General features: G+C 56.8%; 18 protein-coding genes. 12 read left to right on the top strand and 6 right to left on the bottom strand.

Annotated elements, in window-relative coordinates; all coding sequences use genetic code 11:
• Positions 1-31: 31 nt before the first annotated feature.
• Both LG383_RS17555 and LG383_RS17550 read left to right on the top strand, forming a co-directional pair.
• Positions 32-448 (top strand): secondary thiamine-phosphate synthase enzyme YjbQ, encoded by a 417-nt coding sequence (locus LG383_RS17555; RefSeq protein WP_106993938.1) that lies wholly within the window; start codon positions 32-34, stop codon positions 446-448.
• Positions 449-450: 2 nt separating this feature from the next.
• On the top strand, positions 451-804 hold the full coding sequence (locus LG383_RS17550; RefSeq protein WP_106993939.1) for an MmcQ/YjbR family DNA-binding protein: 354 nt from the start codon (positions 451-453) through the stop codon (positions 802-804).
• Here the strand turns inward: LG383_RS17550 and uvrA are convergent, their stop codons facing one another.
• Positions 805-3,630, bottom strand: a complete 2,826-nt coding sequence (uvrA, locus tag LG383_RS17545; RefSeq protein WP_106993940.1) for an excinuclease ABC subunit UvrA — start codon at positions 3,628-3,630, stop codon at positions 805-807.
• Positions 3,631-3,879: 249 nt separating this feature from the next.
• On the opposite strand from uvrA, the gene ssb1 reads away from it, so the two are divergent.
• A complete protein-coding gene (gene ssb1, locus LG383_RS17540; protein ID WP_106993941.1) occupies positions 3,880-4,413 on the top strand; it encodes a single-stranded DNA-binding protein SSB1 in 534 nt (177 codons plus the stop codon).
• 64 nt (positions 4,414-4,477) lie between these two features.
• Here the strand turns inward: ssb1 and LG383_RS17535 are convergent, their stop codons facing one another.
• Entirely contained in the window at positions 4,478-4,759 is a 282-nt protein-coding gene (locus tag LG383_RS17535) for a YjcB family protein (RefSeq protein WP_106993942.1), read from the bottom strand.
• Between the two features lie 548 nt (positions 4,760-5,307).
• Between LG383_RS17535 and LG383_RS17530 the strand changes: the two genes are divergently transcribed.
• The gene (locus LG383_RS17530; protein ID WP_370635171.1) at positions 5,308-6,702 is read left to right on the top strand and encodes a GGDEF domain-containing protein; all 1,395 of its coding nucleotides are present in this window, start codon (positions 5,308-5,310) and stop codon (positions 6,700-6,702) included.
• A 338-nt stretch (positions 6,703-7,040) separates the two neighbouring features.
• Entirely contained in the window at positions 7,041-8,627 is a 1,587-nt protein-coding gene (locus LG383_RS17525; RefSeq protein WP_106993944.1) for an EAL domain-containing protein, read from the top strand.
• Here LG383_RS17525 and soxS read toward each other — a convergent pair.
• Positions 8,624-8,950, bottom strand: a complete 327-nt coding sequence (gene soxS, locus LG383_RS17520) for a superoxide response transcriptional regulator SoxS (RefSeq protein WP_039031951.1) — start codon at positions 8,948-8,950, stop codon at positions 8,624-8,626. The genes LG383_RS17525 and soxS overlap by 4 nt on opposite strands.
• Positions 8,951-9,048: 98 nt before the next feature.
• On the opposite strand from soxS, the gene soxR reads away from it, so the two are divergent.
• From soxR to LG383_RS17500, 4 genes are all read left to right on the top strand, one after another.
• Positions 9,049-9,507 carry a redox-sensitive transcriptional activator SoxR gene (gene soxR / locus LG383_RS17515; RefSeq protein WP_225759796.1) on the top strand — a complete coding sequence of 153 codons (459 nt, stop codon included), beginning with the start codon at positions 9,049-9,051 and terminating at the stop codon, positions 9,505-9,507.
• 275 nt (positions 9,508-9,782) lie between these two features.
• Positions 9,783-10,454 carry a glutathione S-transferase family protein gene (locus LG383_RS17510; RefSeq protein ID WP_106993946.1) on the top strand — a complete coding sequence of 224 codons (672 nt, stop codon included), beginning with the start codon at positions 9,783-9,785 and terminating at the stop codon, positions 10,452-10,454.
• Between the two features lie 298 nt (positions 10,455-10,752).
• Positions 10,753-12,102 (top strand): guanine/hypoxanthine transporter GhxP, encoded by a 1,350-nt coding sequence (gene ghxP / locus LG383_RS17505; RefSeq protein ID WP_106993947.1) that lies wholly within the window; start codon positions 10,753-10,755, stop codon positions 12,100-12,102.
• A gap of 151 nt (positions 12,103-12,253) precedes the next feature.
• Positions 12,254-13,900: a Na+/H+ antiporter gene (locus LG383_RS17500; RefSeq protein ID WP_106993948.1), complete on the top strand. Its 1,647-nt coding sequence runs from the start codon at positions 12,254-12,256 to the stop codon at positions 13,898-13,900.
• Between the two features lie 94 nt (positions 13,901-13,994).
• Here LG383_RS17500 and LG383_RS17495 read toward each other — a convergent pair whose 3' ends face one another.
• Positions 13,995-14,879, bottom strand: coding sequence for a LysR family transcriptional regulator (locus LG383_RS17495; protein WP_106993949.1), 885 nt, complete (start codon positions 14,877-14,879; stop codon positions 13,995-13,997).
• A gap of 101 nt (positions 14,880-14,980) precedes the next feature.
• Between LG383_RS17495 and LG383_RS17490 the strand changes: the two genes are divergently transcribed.
• From LG383_RS17490 to LG383_RS17480, 3 genes are all read left to right on the top strand, one after another.
• Positions 14,981-15,391 carry a CidA/LrgA family protein gene (locus tag LG383_RS17490; protein ID WP_225759795.1) on the top strand — a complete coding sequence of 137 codons (411 nt, stop codon included), beginning with the start codon at positions 14,981-14,983 and terminating at the stop codon, positions 15,389-15,391.
• Positions 15,384-16,073, top strand: coding sequence for an LrgB family protein (locus LG383_RS17485; protein ID WP_106993951.1), 690 nt, complete (start codon positions 15,384-15,386; stop codon positions 16,071-16,073). Before LG383_RS17490 ends, LG383_RS17485 begins: the two co-directional genes overlap by 8 nt.
• A gap of 143 nt (positions 16,074-16,216) precedes the next feature.
• The gene (locus LG383_RS17480) at positions 16,217-17,368 is read left to right on the top strand and encodes an integrase core domain-containing protein (RefSeq protein ID WP_106996121.1); all 1,152 of its coding nucleotides are present in this window, start codon (positions 16,217-16,219) and stop codon (positions 17,366-17,368) included.
• Positions 17,369-17,446: 78 nt separating this feature from the next.
• On the opposite strand, the gene LG383_RS17475 is transcribed toward LG383_RS17480, so the two are convergent.
• Together LG383_RS17475 and LG383_RS17470 are read right to left on the bottom strand one after the other, a co-directional pair.
• Positions 17,447-18,724 (bottom strand): ABC transporter substrate-binding protein, encoded by a 1,278-nt coding sequence (locus LG383_RS17475; protein WP_370635200.1) that lies wholly within the window; start codon positions 18,722-18,724, stop codon positions 17,447-17,449.
• 50 nt (positions 18,725-18,774) lie between these two features.
• Entirely contained in the window at positions 18,775-20,070 is a 1,296-nt protein-coding gene (locus LG383_RS17470; RefSeq protein ID WP_225759793.1) for a Gfo/Idh/MocA family protein, read from the bottom strand.
• Between the last annotated feature and the right edge of the window lie 30 nt (positions 20,071-20,100).

The raw sequence follows: 20,100 nt of genomic DNA, 5'->3' as shown, positions 1-20,100 counted from the left end.
AGAGTGATTATCCTGTAGAACGGAGCAGCACATGTGGTATCAGCAAACCCTGACCCTGCGCGCCAGGTCCCGAGGTTTTCACCTGGTGACGGACGAGGTCCTCGGACAGATCCGCGATCTATCCCGCATTAAGGTCGGTTTACTGCATCTGTTACTGCAACACACGTCAGCCTCTCTCACCCTCAACGAGAATTGCGATCCCACCGTCCGTTCCGATATGGAGCAGCATTTTCTTAAATCCGTTCCCGATGATGCCCATTGGGAACATGATGACGAGGGGCCAGACGACATGCCTTCCCACATTAAATCCTCCTTGCTGGGCGTCTCTTTGCTGCTGCCGGTCAATCACGGCCGCGTGCAGCTCGGCACCTGGCAGGGGATCTGGCTGGGAGAACACCGTATCCATGGCGGTTCGCGCACCATTATCGCGACGCTACAAGGGGAATAATGATGACAATTTCGGAGATACTTCAGTACTGCATGAATAAGCCGGGTGCGGAGCAAAGCGTGCACAGCGACTGGAAGGCAACCCAGATTAAGGTCGCAGACGTGCTGTTTGCGATGGTGAAAGATGTGGAAGGACGTCCGGCGGCCGCGCTAAAAACCAGCCCGGAACTGGCGGATCTGCTGCGCCAGCAGCATACCGACGTGCGTCCCAGCAAGCACCTGAATAAGGCGCACTGGAGCACGGTCTACCTGGATGGATCGATACCGGATTCGCAGATTTACTATCTGGTGGATGCCTCTTACAAGCAGGCGGTGGAACTGCTGCCGGAGATGACCCGGCAGCAGCTGTCAGTCTGACTAGTTCAGAAGGGGTTTAAGGAAGCGGGCCGTGTGCGAGGCTTCGCACTCCGCAACGGTTTCCGGGGTACCGGAAACCAGGATTTCGCCGCCGCCGCTGCCGCCTTCCGGACCGAGATCCACAATCCAGTCCGCGGTTTTAATCACGTCCAGGTTGTGCTCAATCACCACGATGGTGTTGCCCTGATCGCGCAGCTGATGCAGCACGTCGAGTAACTGCTGGATATCAGCAAAGTGCAGACCGGTGGTCGGCTCATCCAGAATGTACAGCGTCTGACCGGTGCCGCGTTTGGAGAGCTCACGCGCCAGCTTAACGCGCTGCGCCTCGCCGCCCGACAGGGTGGTCGCCGACTGGCCCAGACGAATGTAGGTCAGACCAACATCCATCAGGGTCTGGAGCTTACGCGCCAGCGCCGGAACGGCATCAAAGAACTCACGCGCTTCTTCGATGGTCATATCCAGCACTTCGTGGATGGTCTTGCCCTTGTATTTGATCTCCAGCGTTTCGCGGTTATAGCGCTTGCCTTTGCACTGATCGCACGGCACATAAATATCCGGCAGGAAGTGCATTTCGACCTTGATCACCCCATCGCCCTGACAGGCTTCACAGCGCCCGCCGCGAACGTTAAAGCTGAAACGGCCCGGCGTATAGCCGCGCGAACGCGATTCCGGCACGCCGGCAAAGAGTTCACGTACTGGCGTAAACACGCCGGTATAGGTCGCCGGGTTGGAACGCGGCGTACGACCGATTGGACTCTGGTCGATATCGATCACCTTGTCGAAGTGCTCCAGGCCGTGGATCTCGCGATACGGCGCCGGTTCAGCCAGGGTTGCCCCGTTCAGCTGGGTCTGAGCAATCGGGAACAGGGTGTCGTTAATCAGCGTTGATTTACCGGAACCCGACACCCCGGTGATGCAGGTGAACAGGCCGACCGGCAGGGTCAGAGTCACGTCTTTCAGGTTGTTGCCGCGAGCACCGGTAAGCTTCAGCACTTTCTCCGGATTGGCGGGCACGCGCTGTTGCGGGACTTCAATCTTGCGCTTGCCGCTCATGTACTGGCCGGTCAGGGATTCCGGGACCGCCATAATGGCGTCCAGAGGCCCTTCTGCCACTACCTGGCCACCGTGGACACCAGCCCCCGGGCCGATGTCGATCACGTGGTCGGCCGCGCGGATGGCGTCTTCGTCGTGCTCAACCACAATCACCGTGTTGCCGAGGTTACGCAGGTGGATCAGCGTCCCGAGCAGGCGTTCGTTGTCGCGCTGGTGCAGGCCGATAGACGGCTCATCCAGCACGTACATCACCCCCACGAGGCCCGCGCCGATCTGGCTCGCCAGACGGATACGCTGCGCTTCGCCGCCGGACAGGGTCTCAGCCGAGCGGGAAAGGGTGAGATAGTTCAGGCCGACGTTAACCAGGAACTTGAGGCGATCCCCGATCTCTTTCAGCACTTTCTCGGCGATTTGCGCCCGCTGTCCGGAGAGCTTCAGGTTATTGAAGAAGTCCATCGCATGGCCGATGCTCATGTCCGAGATGGTCGGCAGCGGCGTGTTTTCAACATACACGTGGCGCGCTTCGCGACGCAGGCGGGTGCCGTCACAGGTGGCGCAGGAGCGGTTGCTGATGAACTTCGCCAGCTCTTCACGTACCGCGCTGGATTCCGTCTCTTTGTAACGGCGCTCCATGTTGTGCAGCACGCCTTCGAACGGATGACGGCGCACCGAGGTATCGCCGCGATCGTTCATGTATTTGAACTCAATGTTCTCTTTCGCAGAGCCGAACAGGATCACCTTGTGCACGGTCGGGCTCAGGCTGCCCCACGGCGCTTCGACATCGAACTTATAGTGTTCAGCCAGCGACTTCAGCATCTGGAAATAGTAGAAGTTACGCTTATCCCAGCCGCGGATCGCGCCGCCAGCCAGGGACAGCTCCGGGTTCTGGATCACCCGGTCAGGATCGAAATACTGCTGCACGCCGAGTCCGTCACAGGTCGGGCAGGCGCCGGCCGGGTTGTTGAACGAGAACAGACGCGGTTCGAGCTCGCGCATGCTATAACCGCAAATCGGGCAGGCGAAGTTGGCAGAGAAGAGCAGCTCGTCTGCTTTCGGGTCGTCCATATCGGCAACCACCGCCGTACCGCCGGAGAGATCCAGCGCGGTTTCGAACGACTCAGCCAGACGCTGGGTCAGATCGTCACGCACCTTAAAGCGGTCGATCACCACCTCGATGGTGTGTTTCTTCTGCAGCTCCAGCTTCGGCGGATCGGAGAGATCGCACACTTCCCCGTCGATACGGGCGCGGATATAACCCTGGCTGGCCAGGTTTTCCAGCGTTTTGGTGTGCTCGCCTTTACGCTCTTTAATGATTGGCGCCAGCAGCATCAGGCGTTTGCCTTCCGGCTGCGCCAGCACGTTATCCACCATCTGGCTGACGGTCTGGGCCGCCAGCGGGACATCATGGTCCGGGCAGCGCGGCTCACCCACGCGGGCATACAGCAGACGCAGGTAGTCATGGATTTCGGTGATAGTCCCGACGGTGGAGCGCGGGTTATGGGAGGTCGACTTCTGCTCAATAGAGATAGCCGGCGACAACCCTTCGATATGGTCGACATCCGGCTTTTCCATCAGCGACAGGAACTGACGCGCATAAGCAGAAAGCGATTCAACGTAACGACGCTGACCTTCGGCATACAGGGTGTCGAAAGCCAGGGAGGATTTGCCTGAGCCTGAAAGCCCGGTCACGACGATCAGTTTGTCGCGAGGGATGACGAGGTTGATATTCTTGAGATTGTGGGTGCGGGCGCCCCGAACTTCTATCTTATCCATTCACCTTTCCCGGTAGGTAGATACACGGAATGCCTGGTTTGTTTGAAGGACAACCGGCAGAAACGATTAATTATGACACAAATTGAACTGGCTGGATATACAGTATTGGAATGCATCTTCTGATTACTTGTGCAACAATGTAACCTTCGTGAGAACTCTGGAAGATGCTTCGAAACTATCGAAAGACCACGTGGAAATGGTACACTCGCGCGCTTACACTATTCAGACAAGTTTTCAGGAGACACGATCATGGCCAGCAGAGGCGTAAACAAGGTGATTCTCGTCGGTAATCTGGGCCAGGACCCGGAAGTACGCTATATGCCGAGTGGTGGTGCAGTGGCCAACATTACGCTGGCTACTTCCGAATCCTGGCGTGATAAAGCGACCGGTGAGATGAAAGAGCAGACCGAATGGCACCGCGTTGTGCTGTTTGGCAAACTGGCCGAAGTGGCCGGTGAATATCTGCGTAAAGGCTCCCAGGTCTATATCGAAGGCCAGCTGCGTACCCGCAAATGGACCGATCAGGCCGGCGCAGAAAAATACACCACCGAAGTGGTGGTAAACGTCGGCGGCACCATGCAGATGCTGGGTGGCCGTCAGGGCGGTGGCGCACCAGCAGGTGGCGGTCAGCAGCAGCAGCAGGGCGGTTGGGGTCAGCCTCAGCAGCCACAGGGCGGCAACCAGTTCAGCGGCGGCGCGCAGTCTCGTCCGCAGCAGCAGCCGTCTGCACCCGCGCAGTCTAACGAACCGCCAATGGATTTCGACGACGACATCCCGTTCTGATAATCAGAACCTGCGTTTCGCAACCACAAAAAACCCAGACATGGTCTGGGTTTTTTTATATTCACTAGGTGTACATCATTGGCCAGTCTGGTGGCGTATGGCTCATCGCCTCAACCATTACCGCTTTAACGTTGTTCCAGATAACGGCCACATCCAGCAGGGTGATGCCCAGCAGGCCAGTGGCGAACCAGCATGCCGCCGCCAGACCGAGACAGGTGCTGATCACCGCCAGCGCCGTGTAATCTGATTTACGAAACTGAATGTTCAGCGTGCTGGCCAGAAACATCAGCACTGCGCTCAACAACTCCCAGCGTGCAAACACAACGCCAGTGGTAATAGCTGCCATAAAAACGATCCTCAAAGATAACCGCCGCCGGGGATAGCGCGACGTTGCCCACACACTGTGGCAAACTGGCTATCGGCAGGCTCAGACTCACAACAATGAAACAATGTTTCTTGTTACATAAGATATGTGAACTATATCACGTTTGTTCTTTTATTCGCCACTGGGCAAATGCATAAAAATGGCCTTTTTTAACCCTATTATTACCAGGGTTTTAGTGAGCAGAAATATATATTTAGGCTGCTAAGCGGTCTATTTATGACAACTTTGCTGAGAATTCATCGGGATAAGAAAACATGTACAGGCCGGATGGCGATGTACAATATTTACAGCCTCAGAGCTATAGCTTATGCTTCTTGCGGTTGCTTACTCTGTTCGTAATAAATAAATCAGGCTTGAACGTCTTTTGCTGTTTATTATTTTTTATCATTTTAATTTTACACACGCGTCCCGGTAAGGCAGTCACATTAATGTATGCTGGCTGAATATCATTTTATTCCTGATTAATTCGTTGCGGTATTTCTGTCTCGTTAATGAGCTACGAATAAACAATGAAGCAAGTAAATCGAGAAAATATTAATGACAGTACCCGGGCCCTGCACGCATTAGCTAAATTAATGCCAAAATTATCATCCCATGCGACCTTAACGTCTCTGCTGGAGACGATTAATCATACCTTTGGCGCCCAGCTCAGCTGGATGATGATGCAGGATGATACGGGCCAGCCGCAGTTTGTCAGTGCCGGGGAATTAACCTGCCATCCGCTGGAAATTAATGGGTTTATTGCCAGCCAGTTATTGCAACGTCATCCCCGTTCATGGCAGATAATCGGCTGGAAAGAGAATACCGGCACGCTGATATTTCCTCCCGGGCATCCGGGACATCACCAGTTACAGTGCGGCGTGCTGTGTAAAATGGCCCCGCATCAGCACGGCTACTTCTTCCTCGGGTTTACGCAACCGCAAAGCACCCTCACCGTGCTGAAAGAGGTGGTGATTATCCTTGTTGAAAAGCTGAAGGATTTTGTCACCGGGCTGGTGGCCCGTGAGCGTACGGCAAAAGAGATGCAGCGGATGCTCGCCCAGTACAAAACGCTGTTTGAACGGGCACCGGTGCTGATGAACTCTTTCGACCGGAGTAGCCGCTGCGTATTGTGGAATGCTGAATGCGAAAAGGTATTTGGCTGGACGATGGCGGAGATCAACGCTCATGCCGATCCGCTGGCGCTGTTTTATTCTGACCCGGAGGTGCGTCGCCGGGTCCACGAGTCGGTTAACACCTCCCCGCTGAACGACATGTACGAATGGCACCCGGTGCGCCGGGACGGGATGCAGTTGACCATCCTGTGGTCAAACATCTCCCTGCCGGACGGCTCGATCCTCAATATCGGGCTCGATATTACCGCCCGCAAAAAAGTGGAGCGGCAGCTGGAGATGAAGGCCACGACCGACGATCTGACGCGCTGCTTAAATCGTTTTGCCATCCTGCAGCAGATTGCCGCTGCCCTGGAGATCAGCCAGCGGCAGGAGGCCGACAGCCACTTCTCGGTGCTGATGTTTGACCTGGATTTCTTTAAACAGATTAATGACCAGTGGGGTCACCTGGTGGGGGATGCCGCCCTGGTGCACTTCTGCGACTGCCTGCGGGGGCTGATCCCGCCCGGCTCGGCGCTGGGTCGGGTAGGTGGAGAGGAGTTTTTACTGCTGCTGCCGAAGACCCGCAGCGACGCGGCGGTGCGGCTCTCCACCCGGCTGCGCCGGGCGCTGTCCATCACGCCCCTTAACGTCGGCAGCCGGAGGCTGACTCTCTCCTTCAGCGCGGGAGTGGTGGAGGTGAGCGACAAACAGCATGATACCTCCTCGCTACTCATTAGCGCAGATAAGGCACTTTATGATGCCAAGCGTGCAGGAAGAGGAAAAACAATCGTCGCGGTTGATTATTTATAAATCACTTTAATCATTATCATGGGATAAATAGCACAAAATCTCATGATGAAGTTGCGCTTTTTTCACGCTGTCGGTAGTTTGACTTAATCGACGACATTCTGTTGAGTTATCCGGGAGCCTGGCTTTCAGAACCGGTAATTATTTTCCTTAATAAACAGGAAACGAATACTTTCAGTTTGGCTTACGGACAAATATTATCGGCATAACCAACTATTAGGTTATTGGTGTTAAAAGTCAGTTGCTAACTTCGCATGATTCATGCAACGTAATCACCTGTTTAGCAAAGCATCCGGCCTTCAAGATTACAGGCACATAAAAAGCAGGGATATAGGGCGGAAATGAATCGTAGCGCACGGGACAAGGTGCTGAGGATAGTCGGGGTTATCATGGTAGTTTTGCTACCTGTGATGCTTGCGCTATGGTTTGCCCAGCAACGCGCGGTTAACGAAACAAGCAGCCAGCTTCGATCCTTTGCGGAACTCGCTTTAGATAAAACTGAACTGGTCATTCAGCAGGTTGAGCTGGCTCGTCATTCTGCAGAACAGTATTCGGGCGATATTTGCACGCCAGCACACCGGCAATATATGTTAAATATCGTCCGCGGTCGGCTCTACATTGCCGATCTATTGTATGCGGATGGCCGCCAATTTCTTTGCTCAACGACGAGCACCCCCGCGGATCCCTATACGATTTCCGCCGCCAATTACCAACGCCAGCCAGACGTCTCTATCTATTATTACCGCGACACGCCCTTTTATGAGGGATATAAAATGATCTATATGCAGTTAGGTCATTATGTGGTGGTCGTTAATCCTCTGACCTATAGCGAAGTAATGTCTTCGGATCGCTCTCTGGCGTGGGGCGTATTTGATACAGTGACCAATGCCTTCTTTTCCGTTAGTGAACAGGCTAATCAAAAAGAATTAAAAGCGCTGATTGGCGAGAACAATCTCGCATTCCAGAATGAAGGCCGTTTTTATACTATTGTTCGTTCAGACAAGCGCCCGATTGCCGCCATTGTCTCCACCACTAACCAGCGTTTTTATGAAGTGCTTTATCATCAGGCGACATTAACCCTGCCGCTGGGGATGATCAGCAGCATTATTATTTTACTGATGTGGTCGAGAACGCGACGCGAATTTAACTCTCCGGGTCGCTTATTGCATCGGGCATTAAATAAAAGACAGCTTTGCCTGCACTACCAGCCGATTATCGATATTAAAAGCAATGTTTGTGTCGGGGCGGAGGCGCTATTGCGATGGCCAGGTTTTAACGGCCCGGTGATGAGCCCGGTAGAATTTATCCCGCTGGCAGAAGAAGAGGGCATGAGCGAGCGCATCACTGACTACGTGGTGGAAGAAGTCTTCAGCGATCTGGGCCCTTTCCTGGCCTGCAACCCGCATATCTATATCTCCATTAACCTGTCGGCCACGGACTTCCACTCTTCACGCCTGATTGCGATGATCAGCGATAAAGCCCGCCACTACAACGTCCGGGCCCAGCAAATCAAAATCGAAGTGACCGAGCGCGGGTTTATCGACGTGCCGAAAACGACGCCGGTGATTCAGGCGTTTCGTCAGGCGGGATATGAAGTGGCGATCGATGATTTCGGTACCGGTTATTCCAACCTGCACAACCTCTACTCGCTGAACGTCGATATCCTGAAAATCGATAAATCCTTTATCGACACGCTGACCACCAACAGCACCAGCCACCTGATCGTCGAGCACATTATTGAAATGGCCCAAAGCCTGCGCTTAAAAACCATCGCCGAAGGGGTGGAAACACCGGAACAGGTCACCTGGTTAAACAAGCGCGGCGTGCAGTATTGTCAGGGCTGGCACTTCGCGAAGGCCATGTCGCCGCAGGATTTCATGACCTGGCAGCAACAGCCAGTCACGCCATCACTTGCCCACAGCCACTAATTCAGCTGATGACGATAGTCGCTGGGGGTGCGATCAAACTCGCGGCGGAATACGCGGGAAAACGTCTGCTGGGAGACATAGCCCAGGTCCATGGCGATATCAAAAATAGGGCGCTGGGTGGTGCGTAACGCCTGAGCCGCCAACAATAATCTGCGTTGACGAATGTACTCGCCCAGCGTCTGATGCATAACGGCGCGGAACATTCTCTGCAAGTACCACTTCGAGTAACCCGACTTTTTTGCCACCACATCGATACTCAAGGGTTGATCGATATGGTCATCCATCCATTCAATAAGTGTCTGAATAATTTGTTGATGCGACATAGAGCAGCCTCTTTCTGGTTACACCTGTATCGGTTAATTCGTCGTTTTGTCTGCGGGCGAGTATAATTCCTCAAGTTAACTTGAGGTAAAGAGGTTTTATGGAAAAGAAATTACCGCGGATTAAAGCGCTGCTGACGCCGGGCGAGGTGGCAAGGCGCAGCGGCGTGGCGGTGTCAGCACTGCATTTCTATGAAAGCAAAGGGTTAATTAAGAGCATCCGCAACACCGGCAACCAGCGGCGATATACCCGCGACGTACTGCGCTACGTGGCGATCATTAAGATTGCTCAACGCATCGGCATCCCACTGGCCACTATTGGCGAAGCGTTAGGTATTCTGCCGGAGGGACATACCCTGAGCGCGAAGGAGTGGAAGGCACTCTCTTCCCAGTGGCGCGACGAGCTGGAGCGGCGCATTCATACCCTGGAGGCGCTGCGGGACGAGCTGGACGGCTGCATTGGCTGTGGATGTCTGTCGCGCAGCGACTGCCCGCTGCGAAACCCTGGCGATAGGCTGGGCGAGCAGGGCACTGGCGCGCGGTTGCTGGAAGAGGATTAGCCCGACGCAGTAAAAACTAAAGCGCCACAACTGAGCGCTTTAGTTTATTCCCGGTCTTTGTCTTTCTCTCTATCCCGCTGGTTTACAGGAGGGTTTCCCCCGACATCAACACCCCTCAGTCGAGCATGCTTTGGAGGTTCCGGTTTGTGCTGACAATTTAAGTCTAGGCCGGGAGCCCGGGTTTGCCAGCGCCACAGCGCAAAATCTCGGCAAAATTTTTTCGCCAGGTTGTGCAATTTTCTATAGTTAGTGGACAAGCCCAACTGGAGATAATCATGATTAAGGTCCACCACCTCAACCAGTCCCGATCCCAGCGCGTGCTCTGGGCGCTGGAAGAGCTCGCTCTGCCTTATCAGATTGAACGTTATCAGCGGGATAAAACCATGATGGCACCCGCCGCGTTGCGCAAAGTCCACCCGCTGGGTAAATCCCCGGTGCTGGAGGATAACGGCCTGATCCTGGCAGAATCGGGCGCGATCCTCGAATATCTGCAGGAGACCTACGATCCCGGTTCGCAGCTTAAGCCGCAGGATAGCGAGATGAAACTGCACTACCGTTTCTGGCTCCATTACGCGGAAGGCTCCCTGATGCCGCTCCTGTTAATGAAGCTGGTTTTCTCCAGCCTTGGTAAACCGCCGATCCCGTTTGGCCTGCGCTCGCTGGGCAAAGTGCTGGGGCAGGGGGTGCAGAAGGCGTACCTCAACCGCCAGCTGGAAACCCACGCCCGTTTTCTGGAATCCTGGCTGAAGGATCACCGCTGGTTTGCCGGGGAGAATCTCAGCATGGCGGATGTGCAGATGAGTTTTCCGGTGTTTGCCCTGCTGGAGCGGGGCGGCATCGACGATCTCCCTCACCTGCAGACGTGGAAGAAAAACGTCGAAATGCGTCCGGCCTGGCAGCGGGCGATCCAGCAGGGCGGTCCGTTTGAAATCCCTGGCGCGTCCTGAAAATGTTATCAAATTGCGCATTCACGATAACGTTTGCGCATACTCTGTCTACTTCTTCACCACCCCGCATGCAAATTAGCGAAAAACGGCAAAGTTAAGTTGAAAACGCCCATGTTTAAGCCGGATAATCGTTTGCCTTTAATTCAACACCCGTTTTGTCAGCGCGAAGCTAAACGTTTGCTTTTTTTATGACGCCCCTCTTTGTCATAAACGCAGCACAGGGATAAGACGTTTCGCTGGTCGTGGAGTGTCCATCACGCTGACCGACGACGATAATAATTTTCAGGGGATGTTTTCTATGTCTACGCCATCTGCGCGTACCGGCGGTTCACTCGACGCCATGTTCAAAATTTCTGCCCGTGGCAGTACCGTGCGTCAGGAGATCGTTGCCGGTCTGACGACCTTCCTGGCGATGGTCTACTCGGTAATCGTGGTCCCGGGCATGCTGGGCAAAGCCGGTTTCCCACCGGCGGCGGTCTTTGTCGCCACCTGTCTGGTTGCTGGCGTAGGCTCCATCGTGATGGGTCTGTGGGCCAACCTGCCGCTGGCGATCGGCTGCGCCATCTCGCTGACCGCCTTTACCGCGTTCAGCCTGGTGCTGGGTCAGCAGATCAGTGTCCCGGTTGCCCTGGGTGCCGTGTTCCTGATGGGTGTGCTGTTTACCATTATCTCTGCCACCGGCATCCGTAGCTGGATCCTCCGCAACCTGCCGCAGGGCGTTGCGCACGGCACCGGGATCGGTATCGGCCTGTTCCTGCTGCTGATTGCTGCCAACGGTGTTGGCCTGGTGATCAAAAACCCACTGGACGGTCTGCCGGTTGCGCTGGGTAATTTCGCCAGCTTCCCGGTGATCATGTCGCTGATTGGCCTGGCGGTGATCATCGGTCTGGAAAAACTGAAAGTGCCGGGCGGCATCCTGCTGACCATCATTGGCGTCTCGGTTGTGGGTCTGATTTTCGATCCGGCGGTGCACTTCTCCGGCGTGTTCGCCATGCCATCCCTGAGCGATGAAAACGGCAACTCCCTGATTGGCAGCCTGGATATCATGGGCGCGCTGAACCCGGTGGTGCTGCCAAGCGTGCTGGCGCTGGTGATGACCGCGGTCTTCGACGCTACCGGCACCATCCGCGCGGTGGCGGGCCAGGCGAACCTGCTGGATAAAGACGGTCAGATTATCGATGGCGGCAAAGCGCTGACCACCGACTCCCTGAGCAGCGTCTTCTCGGGTTTAGTGGGTGCCGCGCCGGCAGCCGTGTATATCGAATCTGCGGCGGGTACGGCGGCTGGCGGTAAAACCGGTCTGACGGCGATTACCATCGGCGTGCTGTTCCTGCTGATCCTGTTCCTCGCTCCGCTCTCCTATCTGGTGCCGGCGTACGCCACCGCCCCTGCGCTGATGTACGTTGGCCTGCTGATGCTGAGCAACGTGGCGAAAATTGATTTTGCCGACTTCGTTGACGCGATGGCCGGTCTTATCACTGCGGTGTTCATCGTTCTGACCTGTAACATTGTTACCGGCATCATGATCGGTTTCGCTTCGCTGGTGATCGGGCGCGTTGTCTCCGGTGAATGGCGTAAGCTGAACATCGGTACGGTGGTGATTGCCGTGGCGCTGGTGGCGTTCTACGCGGGCGGCTGGGCTATCTAAGCTGTCAACTGCGCAAAAAGACGGGTGGCTCAGGCCGCCCGTTTTTATTTTCGGAACACATCTTGTTGCCTTATGCGTTACTCTGGGGGAGATACACTGTGGCAAGATGCCAGTGATGTAAACGTACAGAAATCTCGCAAACAGGGAACGCATGGAAATCTTCTTCACAATACTCATCATGACCCTTTTGGTCTCCCTCTCCGGGGTAGTCACCCGCGTACTGCCCTTCCAGTTACCGCTGCCGCTGATGCAGATCGCCATCGGTGCTCTGCTGGCGTGGCCGACGTTCGGATTGCATGTCGAGTTTGATCCCGAACTGTTTCTGGTGCTGTTTATCCCACCTCTGCTGTTTGCCGACGGCTGGAAAACGCCGACGCGGGAGTTTCTCGAGCATGGGCGCGAGATCTTCGGTCTGGCGCTGGCGCTGGTCGTTGTCACCGTGGTGGGGATTGGTTTTCTCATCTACTGGGTGGTGCCGGGGATCCCGCTGATACCGGCCTTTGCGCTGGCAGCAGTGCTGTCACCCACCGATGCCGTGGCGCTGTCCGGGATCGTCGGTGAAGGACGCATTCCGAAGAAAATCATGGGCATCCTGCAGGGCGAGGCGCTGATGAACGACGCTTCCGGCCTGGTGGCGCTGAAATTTGCCGTCGCCGTGGCGATGGGCACCATGGTCTTCACCATCGGCGGGGCGTCCGTTGAATTCTTTAAGGTGGCGATTGGCGGCATCATTGCCGGCTTCGTGGTGAGCTGGCTGTACGGTCGCTCGCTGCGCTTCCTCAGCCGCTGGGGTGGCGACGAGCCTGCCACGCAGATCGTGCTGCTGTTCCTGCTGCCGTTCGCCTCTTACCTGATTGCGGAACACCTTGGCGTGTCGGGCATTCTGGCGGCGGTAGCGGCCGGGATGACCATCACCCGCGCCGGGGTTATGCGCCGTGCGCCGCTGGCGATGCGCCTGCGTGCCAACAGCACCTGGTCGATGCTGGAGTTTGTCTTTAACGGCATGGTGTTCCTGCTGTTGGGCCTGCAGCTGCCGGGGATCCTCGAGTCCTCGCTGGTGGCGGCCGAGGCTGACCCGAATGTCGAAACCTGGATGCTGTTTACCGACATCGTGCTGATTTACGCCGCGCTGATGCTGGTGCGTTTCGGCTGGCTGTGGACGATGAAAAACTTCAGCATGCGTTTCCTGAAAAAGAAACCGATGGAGTTTGGCTCCTGGACCACGCGTGAACTGCTGATTTCAACCTTCGCCGGGGTACGTGGGGCGATTACCCTCGCCGGTGTGCTCTCCATTCCACTGCTGCTGCCGACCGGCGACGTCTTCCCGGCCCGCTACGAGCTGGTGTTCCTGGCGGCAGGGGTGATCCTGTTCTCACTGTTTGTTGGCGTGGTGATGCTGCCGATCCTGCTGCAGCATATGGAGGTGGGCGATCACGTTCAGCAGCATAAAGAGGCACGTATTGCCCGGGCGGCAACCGCTGAAGTCGCCATTGTCGCCATCCAGAAGATGGAGGAGCGTCTGGCCGCGGACACCGAAGAGAACATCGATAACCAGCTGCTGAAAGAGGTGAGTTCGCGGGTGATTGGTAACCTGCGCCGCCGCGCGGATGGCCGCAATGACGTGGAAAGCTCGCTGATGGAAGAGAACCTCGAGCGCCGCTTCCGTCTGGCTGCGCTGCGCTCTGAACGCGCGGAGCTGTATCACCTGCGCGCTACCCGGGAGATCAGCAACGAGACGCTGCAGAAGCTGCTGCACGATCTCGATCTGATGGAAGCGTTGTTGATAGAGAAGCAGTAGGGTGTGTGCGGTCTGATGCCCTCACCCCGGCCCTCTCCCACAGGGAGAGGGTGCAAACACTAAAAACGGTAACCTGGTGGTTATCGTTTTGCGTTTACCTCGGCACCCAAAACCCTTCACAGCATTTCAGCCACGCCTGGGCGCTGTTCGACAAATAGACCCCTTCCCGCCAGATCATCCCCAACTGCCAGTGCAGGTCGCTCTGCAGCGGTATCCAGCGCAGCGTGTTTTTATCCAGTCGCTCGCAGATAGGCTGCGGCAATATCGCAATCCCCACGCCCGCCTGCACCATCGCCGCCAGAAAGTCCCACTGCCCGCTGCGCACCGCGATGCGAGGCTTAACCCCATGCTGGCTGAAGAGCTGCATCAGCTGGCGGCTGAGGGCGAAATCTTCGTTGTAGATCAGCAGAGGATGCTCGGCCAGCAGCTCCGGATTGATGGCGTCGAGCGTCAACCAGTTGCCGGAGCGCGGCACCAGCACGCACAGCGGGTGGCTGAACAGCGGCAGGGCCGTCAGGCCGCTATCCTCCTCCACCGGCAGGGCGGTCATCGCCAGATCCAGCTCACCGTTGATCACCGCCTGCTGGACGGTTAACCCGCCAAATTCAGAAATTTTCAGCTCCACGCCGGGATAGCGCTGGCGAAACAGGCCGATGGGCCCGGCCATCATCATCCCTACCATCGGCGGAATACCGAGGCGCAATACTCCCTTATTGAGGTGGTTGATGTCGCCCAGCTCGGCCTCCAGCTGGCGAAACTCGGCGAGGATCGCCAGCCCGCGCTCAAACACCACCCGGCCAGTGTCGGTTAACAGCAGCTTGCGACCGTCGCGGATCAGCAGGGTACAGTTCAGTTCATCTTCGAGGTTTTTCAGCATTTTGCTGATGGTGGGTTGAGTGACAAAAAGCTTCTCCGCGGCGCGGGTGAAACTCTGCTGGCGGACGACTTCGACAAAGTAACGCAGCGTGCGTATGTCCATGACTATTCCTCGAAACTATACCTTTGATGATTTTAATTCATTTCAGTCAATTACGGGCGCTGACTATACTGGCTCTCCATCTCATTTTGAGGAAATCCCCCATGACCGTGGCGTTAGGTCGCGTTACGCCTGCCGTCGTGCAACGACTCCAGGTACCGGTTCAGGTACTGCTTTACGCGGGTCTTTTTGTCTTCGCTGAATACCTTGTTAGCTGGCTCCATCTGCCGCTGCCGGCCAATCTGGTCGGGATGGTGCTGATGTTCAGCCTGATCCTCTGCCGCGTTATCCCCCTGAATTGGGTGCGGGCCGGCTCGCGCTGGCTGCTGGCGGAGATGCTGCTCTTTTTTGTGCCAGCGGTGGTGGCGGTGGTTAATTATGTCCAGCTGCTGATGGTGGACGGCTGGCGTATCTTTGCGGTGATCGCCCTGAGCACGCTGATGGTGCTGGGCGCTACCGCGTGGGTGGTGGATAAAGTCTATCGCTATGAAATCAGCAGGCAGAAACATGACTAACTTTCAGGTCAGCGTCCTCTGCCTGGTGGTGACCCTGATTATCTACTTCGCCAACAAGCGCCTGTATCGCCGCTTTCGTAAACTGCCCCTGATGCCGCTGGTCTTCACCCCGATTCTGCTGGTGATGATGCTGGTATGGGGCCATATCTCCTGGCAGAACTATATCGGCGAAGCGCACTGGCTACTGTGGCTGCTCGGCCCGGCGACCATCGCCTTTGCGGTACCGGTGTATGACAACCTCGCGGTGATCAAACGTCACTGGATGTCGCTCTCCGCCGGGGTGATCACCGCCACGGTGGTGGCCGTCACCAGCTCGGTCTGGCTGGCGCGGCTGTTTACGCTGTCGGATGAGATCCAGCGCAGCCTGGCGGTGCGCTCCGTCACCACGCCGTTTGCGCTGGCCGCGGCAAAACCGCTCGGCGGACAGCCGGATCTGGTGGCGCTGTTCGTGGTGGTGACCGGGGTGTTTGGCATGGCGGTGGGGGACATGCTGTTTTTACGGCTCTCGATCCGCGAAGGGATGGCGAAAGGGGCCGGGTTTGGCGCGGCCTCCCATGGCGCCGGCACCGCTCGCTCCTATGAGCTGGGCCAGCAGGAGGGCGTGGTCGCCAGCCTGGTGATGATGCTCTCCGGCGTGGTAATGGTGCTGGTGGCCCCGCTGGTGGGCTGGTTGATGTTCTGATTTTTGCCCGGCGGCGCTGCGCTTGCACGGGCCTACGGTTCTGTAGGCCGGGTAAGCGCAGGGTATGAACCGGATACATGGGTAACACTTTAGACCGGATACATGGGTAACAGTTATAACTGGCATAGAAGAGGAGACTCGCTATGCCCTGGACTGAGACCCGACCCATGCAACGCCTTGATTTTATCCGTGCCTGCCACGCAGGCACGGACTCCTTTTCCGCCCTCTGTCGGCTCTTCGGCATCAGCCGCAAGACCGGCTATAAATGGCTTCAACGCTTCGACCCGGATGACCTCTCATCCCTCTCTGACCGCTCCCGTGCCCCGCACTCGCACTCCCGGTCCGTTCCGGACGGTATCGCGGCTTACCTGACGGCCCTGCGGCAAAAGCACCCTGACTGGGGGCCCAAAAAACTGCGGATGTGGTGCCTCAATCATCATGTCGGTTTTACCGTGCCTGCCGCCAGTACCATCGGCGATATCCTTAAACGCGAGGGCCTGGTTCCGGATAAAAAGCGAAAACGCCGGACGCCGGGCAACCGTCAGCCCCTGACCGCCATCAGTGAGAACAATCAGGTCTGGAGCGCGGACTTTAAGGGCAGGTTCAGGCTGCTGAGCAGGGAATACTGCCACCCCTTCACCCTGACCGATAACCACAGCCGGTATCTGCTGAGCTGCCGGGGAACGGACCGGGAGAGCGAGCCCTTCGTCAGACAGTGCCTGACTGATGCGTTCCTGGAGTACGGGCTCCCGGAGGTGCTCAGAACCGACAACGGTCAGCCCTTCGCGGGGACAGGTATCGCCGGGTTAAGCCGTCTTGCGGTCTGGCTGATAAAGCTGGGCGTCAGGCCGGAACGTATCCGGCTGGGTCATCCGGAGGAAAACGGGCGGCACGAGCGCATGCACCGTTCCCTGAAAAGCGCGCTGACGCATGGCAACACCTTCATGACGATGGAGGAGCAGCAACAGTGGTTCAGTGACTACAGGGAAGAGTTCAACCACGAAAGACCGCATGAAGCACTGAACGGTTCGACGCCGGGAGTGGTGTGGCAGCCTTCATGCCGAAGATGGAACGGAAATGTACCTGAGTACGTCTGGCCGGAAGGCGCCCGGCTGTACCGGGTGATGTCGAAAGGGGTGATACATACAGGAAAGAGTGTGTTCCTGAGTGAGGCGCTCATCGGGGAACATATCATGCTGGAAGAACAGGATGATGGCCTTGAGGCCATCATCTTCAATGGAATAACGCTTGCGTACTATGACCGGAAAACCCAGAGTGTGATCCGGATAGACTAGAAAAGTGTTACCTGTGTTCCCGGTCTGATCTGTCACCTGTGTATCCGGTCATACAGCAGCGCCACCCGGCAATGAATGCTAACGGTTCAAACGTCGCACAATCCGCTCCACTTTCTGCCGGAAATCCGCCGCGACCTGGGCGGGGGCCTGGCCCATCTCCAGTTTTTCTCGCGCCGAGGTGAACTGGTCGATCACCTGCAAATCCTCAATATAAGGCGTGGCGACGACGGTGGTGTGCAGCGCCTGCGCCTGACGCAACCCGGCAATCACCGGATCCTGCGGGTCAATCACCCCTTTCGCCGTTAACTGCGTTTCCGCCGCCTTGTTGAGCGGAATGCCGCGCTCCAGCCCCAGAGCGTCCACCGACTGCGGATCGTTAAGCAGGTAGTTCACCAGTATCGCCGCCTCTTTCGGATGCTTCGTGGATTTCGCCACCGACAGCATCTGCGCCGTTTTGAAGTACACCCCTGATTCCTCCGTCCCGGGCTGCATCACGTAGTCCCCCAGCACCAGCTTCGCCGGCGGCGTCATGTTGTTGGCAAACATGCGGATGGTGATGTTCCAGGTGAACAGACCGCCCCATTCGCCGTTAATCCACGGCTTCATCTCATAGAGATTGCCTTTGCCGTAGGAGGAGAGGGTCTTTGGCGACGGGAGAACGCGATCGTCGCTCAGGCGCTTCACAAAGCTGAAGGCCTCCTCCCACTGGGCATCGTTCCAGGCGAAGCTACCGTCACTGTTGAACATCGGCTTCTGGTGCTTCTGCATCATGTACGCATTGAGCAGCAGGATGACGTCCTGATCGACCATCGCGTAGGGATAGTAGTTATTGCCGAGCTTTTGCTGGAAGGTTTTCCCGGCGGCAAAAAAGTCGTCCCAGGTTTTCGGGTACGCCAGCCCGGCTTTCTGCCAGGTGACGTCGTTGTAGTAAAAGACCGGGGCGTTGACCGAGATCGGCAGGCCGTTAAGCTTGCCTTTGATGGTGGTGGATTGCAGATCCTGCGGCTGGTACTGGCTTAAATCGAGTTCCGCTTTGAGCTTGTCGAGATCGTAATAGCCTTCGCCGTTTTTGGAAAAGATGATCAGCCACGGCCAGTTGGTCTGCATCACATCCGGCTCGGTGCCGCTTGCCATCTGGGTGGTCAGGCGTGAAAGATGCCCGTCCCAGCCGGTGTATTCGGCCTTCACTTTGATCTCCGGATGCGCTTTTTCGAAGGCTTCCAGCGCCTTCAGCGTGGCCTGGTGGCGGCTGTTGCCACCCCACCACGACATGCGTAATTCAACGGGCTGCGCCCAGGCAGAGGTACAGGAAAATAACAGCGATGCGATGACACCTGACAGGAGTTTATTCATTATTTTTCTCCGGGACTTTTATTATTAAGCAGGTGAATAACGGTCCAGCACCCTTAGCGTTTCGTCAGACGGGAAACCAGCTCAAACTCCTTAAAGTTGACCGGACGCTGCTGCTGCATGGAAATATTGCCCGCAATGCCGGTGAGGATCGACATCGCCCCGGCCCGATGGTCAGCCGCGCGCTGCAGCGGGTCGTGACCCGGCGCACCAAACAGATCCGCCAGCATGGCGTTGTCGCCGCCGCCGTGGCCCCCTTCGCCGAGGCTGAACGTCGCTTTCCAGGGTTCGGCAAACATCGGGAAGACGGTGAGATCGCACTGTTCGAGGCTGCCCTCGTTTTCCCGCTCGCCCCCGGCGTTGACGTAGGACTTCTCGACGATCTTCATCTCCAGCCGGCCTTCGGTGCCGTTAAAGACCACGTTCAGCCCTTCCCACGGCAGGTAGGCGTTGAGGGAGTAGGTGAGCTGGACCTGGTTCTGGTACTTCACCAGTACCGACATCGTGTCTTCGATGGTGATGCCGTCGCTGAACACGCTCTGATCGCGGAAGTAGTTATCTTCATGCTCGGCGTCGAGATAGAGCGCTTTCAGCTGGGCGTTATCCGCCATCTGCAGGGCAAAGGGATCCGCTTTCGCCCCGGCAAAGCCGTGGGCGCGCGGGTAGAAGTGCGTCACGCCGCGCTTCTCGGCGTTCTCCCGGCCATAGAACTGCAGGCTGCCTTCAGCGTAAACCCGCTCCGGGTAGCTGCCGAGCCAGAAGTTCATCAGATCGAAGTGGTGGGTGGATTTGTGCACCAGCAGGCCGCCGCTGTTGCGTTTTTCCCGATGCCAGCGGCGGAAGTAGTCCGCGCCGTGTTCGGTGTTGAGCAGCCACTCGAAGTGTACCGAGGTGACGGTGCCGATCGTCCCCTGCATCAGCAGCTCGCGCACCTTGCTGTGGTGCGGGGCGTAGCGGTAGTTAAAGGCCACCCGCACGCTGCGGCCGGTCTCTTCGATGGCGTCGAGAATGCGCAGGGCGCGCTGTTCATCGATGGTCATCGGCTTTTCGGTGATCACATCGCAGCCGGCGTGCAGGGCGCGAACGATGTAGTCGTCATGGGTACGATCCATGGTGGTGACGATGACGACATCAGGACGCGTTTCGCGGATCATCTCCTCAAACTGCGCCGCCTGCCAGGTGGAAACCGGCTCAGCCCCTTCGTTTTTTAATAGCTGATTAGCGTAGTGCATCCGCGTGGTGTTGGTATCGCAAAACGCGACCATTCTGGCATTTTCCCGCCAGGCACCGCCAATGGCGGAAATATATAAACCCGCACGACCGCCGGTTCCGACCAGAGCATATTTTTTCATGGCATCCTCGATTAAGATGAGAAAATAAAT

It is taken from the genome of Leclercia sp. Marseille-Q4284 (genome assembly GCF_916618945.1).
Taxonomy (GTDB): Bacteria; Pseudomonadota; Gammaproteobacteria; order Enterobacterales; family Enterobacteriaceae; genus Enterobacter; species Enterobacter tamurae.
Note: the sequence above shows the minus strand (reverse complement) of the source record. Positions and strands in the feature narration are given on the sequence as shown.

Bases quoted from the DNA above. Each gene is read 5' to 3' on its own strand.
- LG383_RS17555 (WP_106993938.1), top strand. From the start codon at position 32: ATGTGGTATCAGCAAACCCTGACCCTGCGCGCCAGGTCCCGAGGTTTT.
- LG383_RS17550 (WP_106993939.1), top strand. From the start codon at position 451: ATGACAATTTCGGAGATACTTCAGTACTGCATGAATAAGCCGGGTGCG.
- uvrA (WP_106993940.1), bottom strand. From the start codon at position 3,630: ATGGATAAGATAGAAGTTCGGGGCGCCCGCACCCACAATCTCAAGAAT.
- ssb1 (WP_106993941.1), top strand. From the start codon at position 3,880: ATGGCCAGCAGAGGCGTAAACAAGGTGATTCTCGTCGGTAATCTGGGC.
- LG383_RS17535 (WP_106993942.1), bottom strand. From the start codon at position 4,759: ATGGCAGCTATTACCACTGGCGTTGTGTTTGCACGCTGGGAGTTGTTG.
- LG383_RS17530 (WP_370635171.1), top strand. From the start codon at position 5,308: ATGAAGCAAGTAAATCGAGAAAATATTAATGACAGTACCCGGGCCCTG.
- LG383_RS17525 (WP_106993944.1), top strand. From the start codon at position 7,041: ATGAATCGTAGCGCACGGGACAAGGTGCTGAGGATAGTCGGGGTTATC.
- soxS (WP_039031951.1), bottom strand. From the start codon at position 8,950: ATGTCGCATCAACAAATTATTCAGACACTTATTGAATGGATGGATGAC.
- soxR (WP_225759796.1), top strand. From the start codon at position 9,049: ATGGAAAAGAAATTACCGCGGATTAAAGCGCTGCTGACGCCGGGCGAG.
- LG383_RS17510 (WP_106993946.1), top strand. From the start codon at position 9,783: ATGATTAAGGTCCACCACCTCAACCAGTCCCGATCCCAGCGCGTGCTC.
- ghxP (WP_106993947.1), top strand. From the start codon at position 10,753: ATGTCTACGCCATCTGCGCGTACCGGCGGTTCACTCGACGCCATGTTC.
- LG383_RS17500 (WP_106993948.1), top strand. From the start codon at position 12,254: ATGGAAATCTTCTTCACAATACTCATCATGACCCTTTTGGTCTCCCTC.
- LG383_RS17495 (WP_106993949.1), bottom strand. From the start codon at position 14,879: ATGGACATACGCACGCTGCGTTACTTTGTCGAAGTCGTCCGCCAGCAG.
- LG383_RS17490 (WP_225759795.1), top strand. From the start codon at position 14,981: ATGACCGTGGCGTTAGGTCGCGTTACGCCTGCCGTCGTGCAACGACTC.
- LG383_RS17485 (WP_106993951.1), top strand. From the start codon at position 15,384: ATGACTAACTTTCAGGTCAGCGTCCTCTGCCTGGTGGTGACCCTGATT.
- LG383_RS17480 (WP_106996121.1), top strand. From the start codon at position 16,217: ATGCCCTGGACTGAGACCCGACCCATGCAACGCCTTGATTTTATCCGT.
- LG383_RS17470 (WP_225759793.1), bottom strand. From the start codon at position 20,070: ATGAAAAAATATGCTCTGGTCGGAACCGGCGGTCGTGCGGGTTTATAT.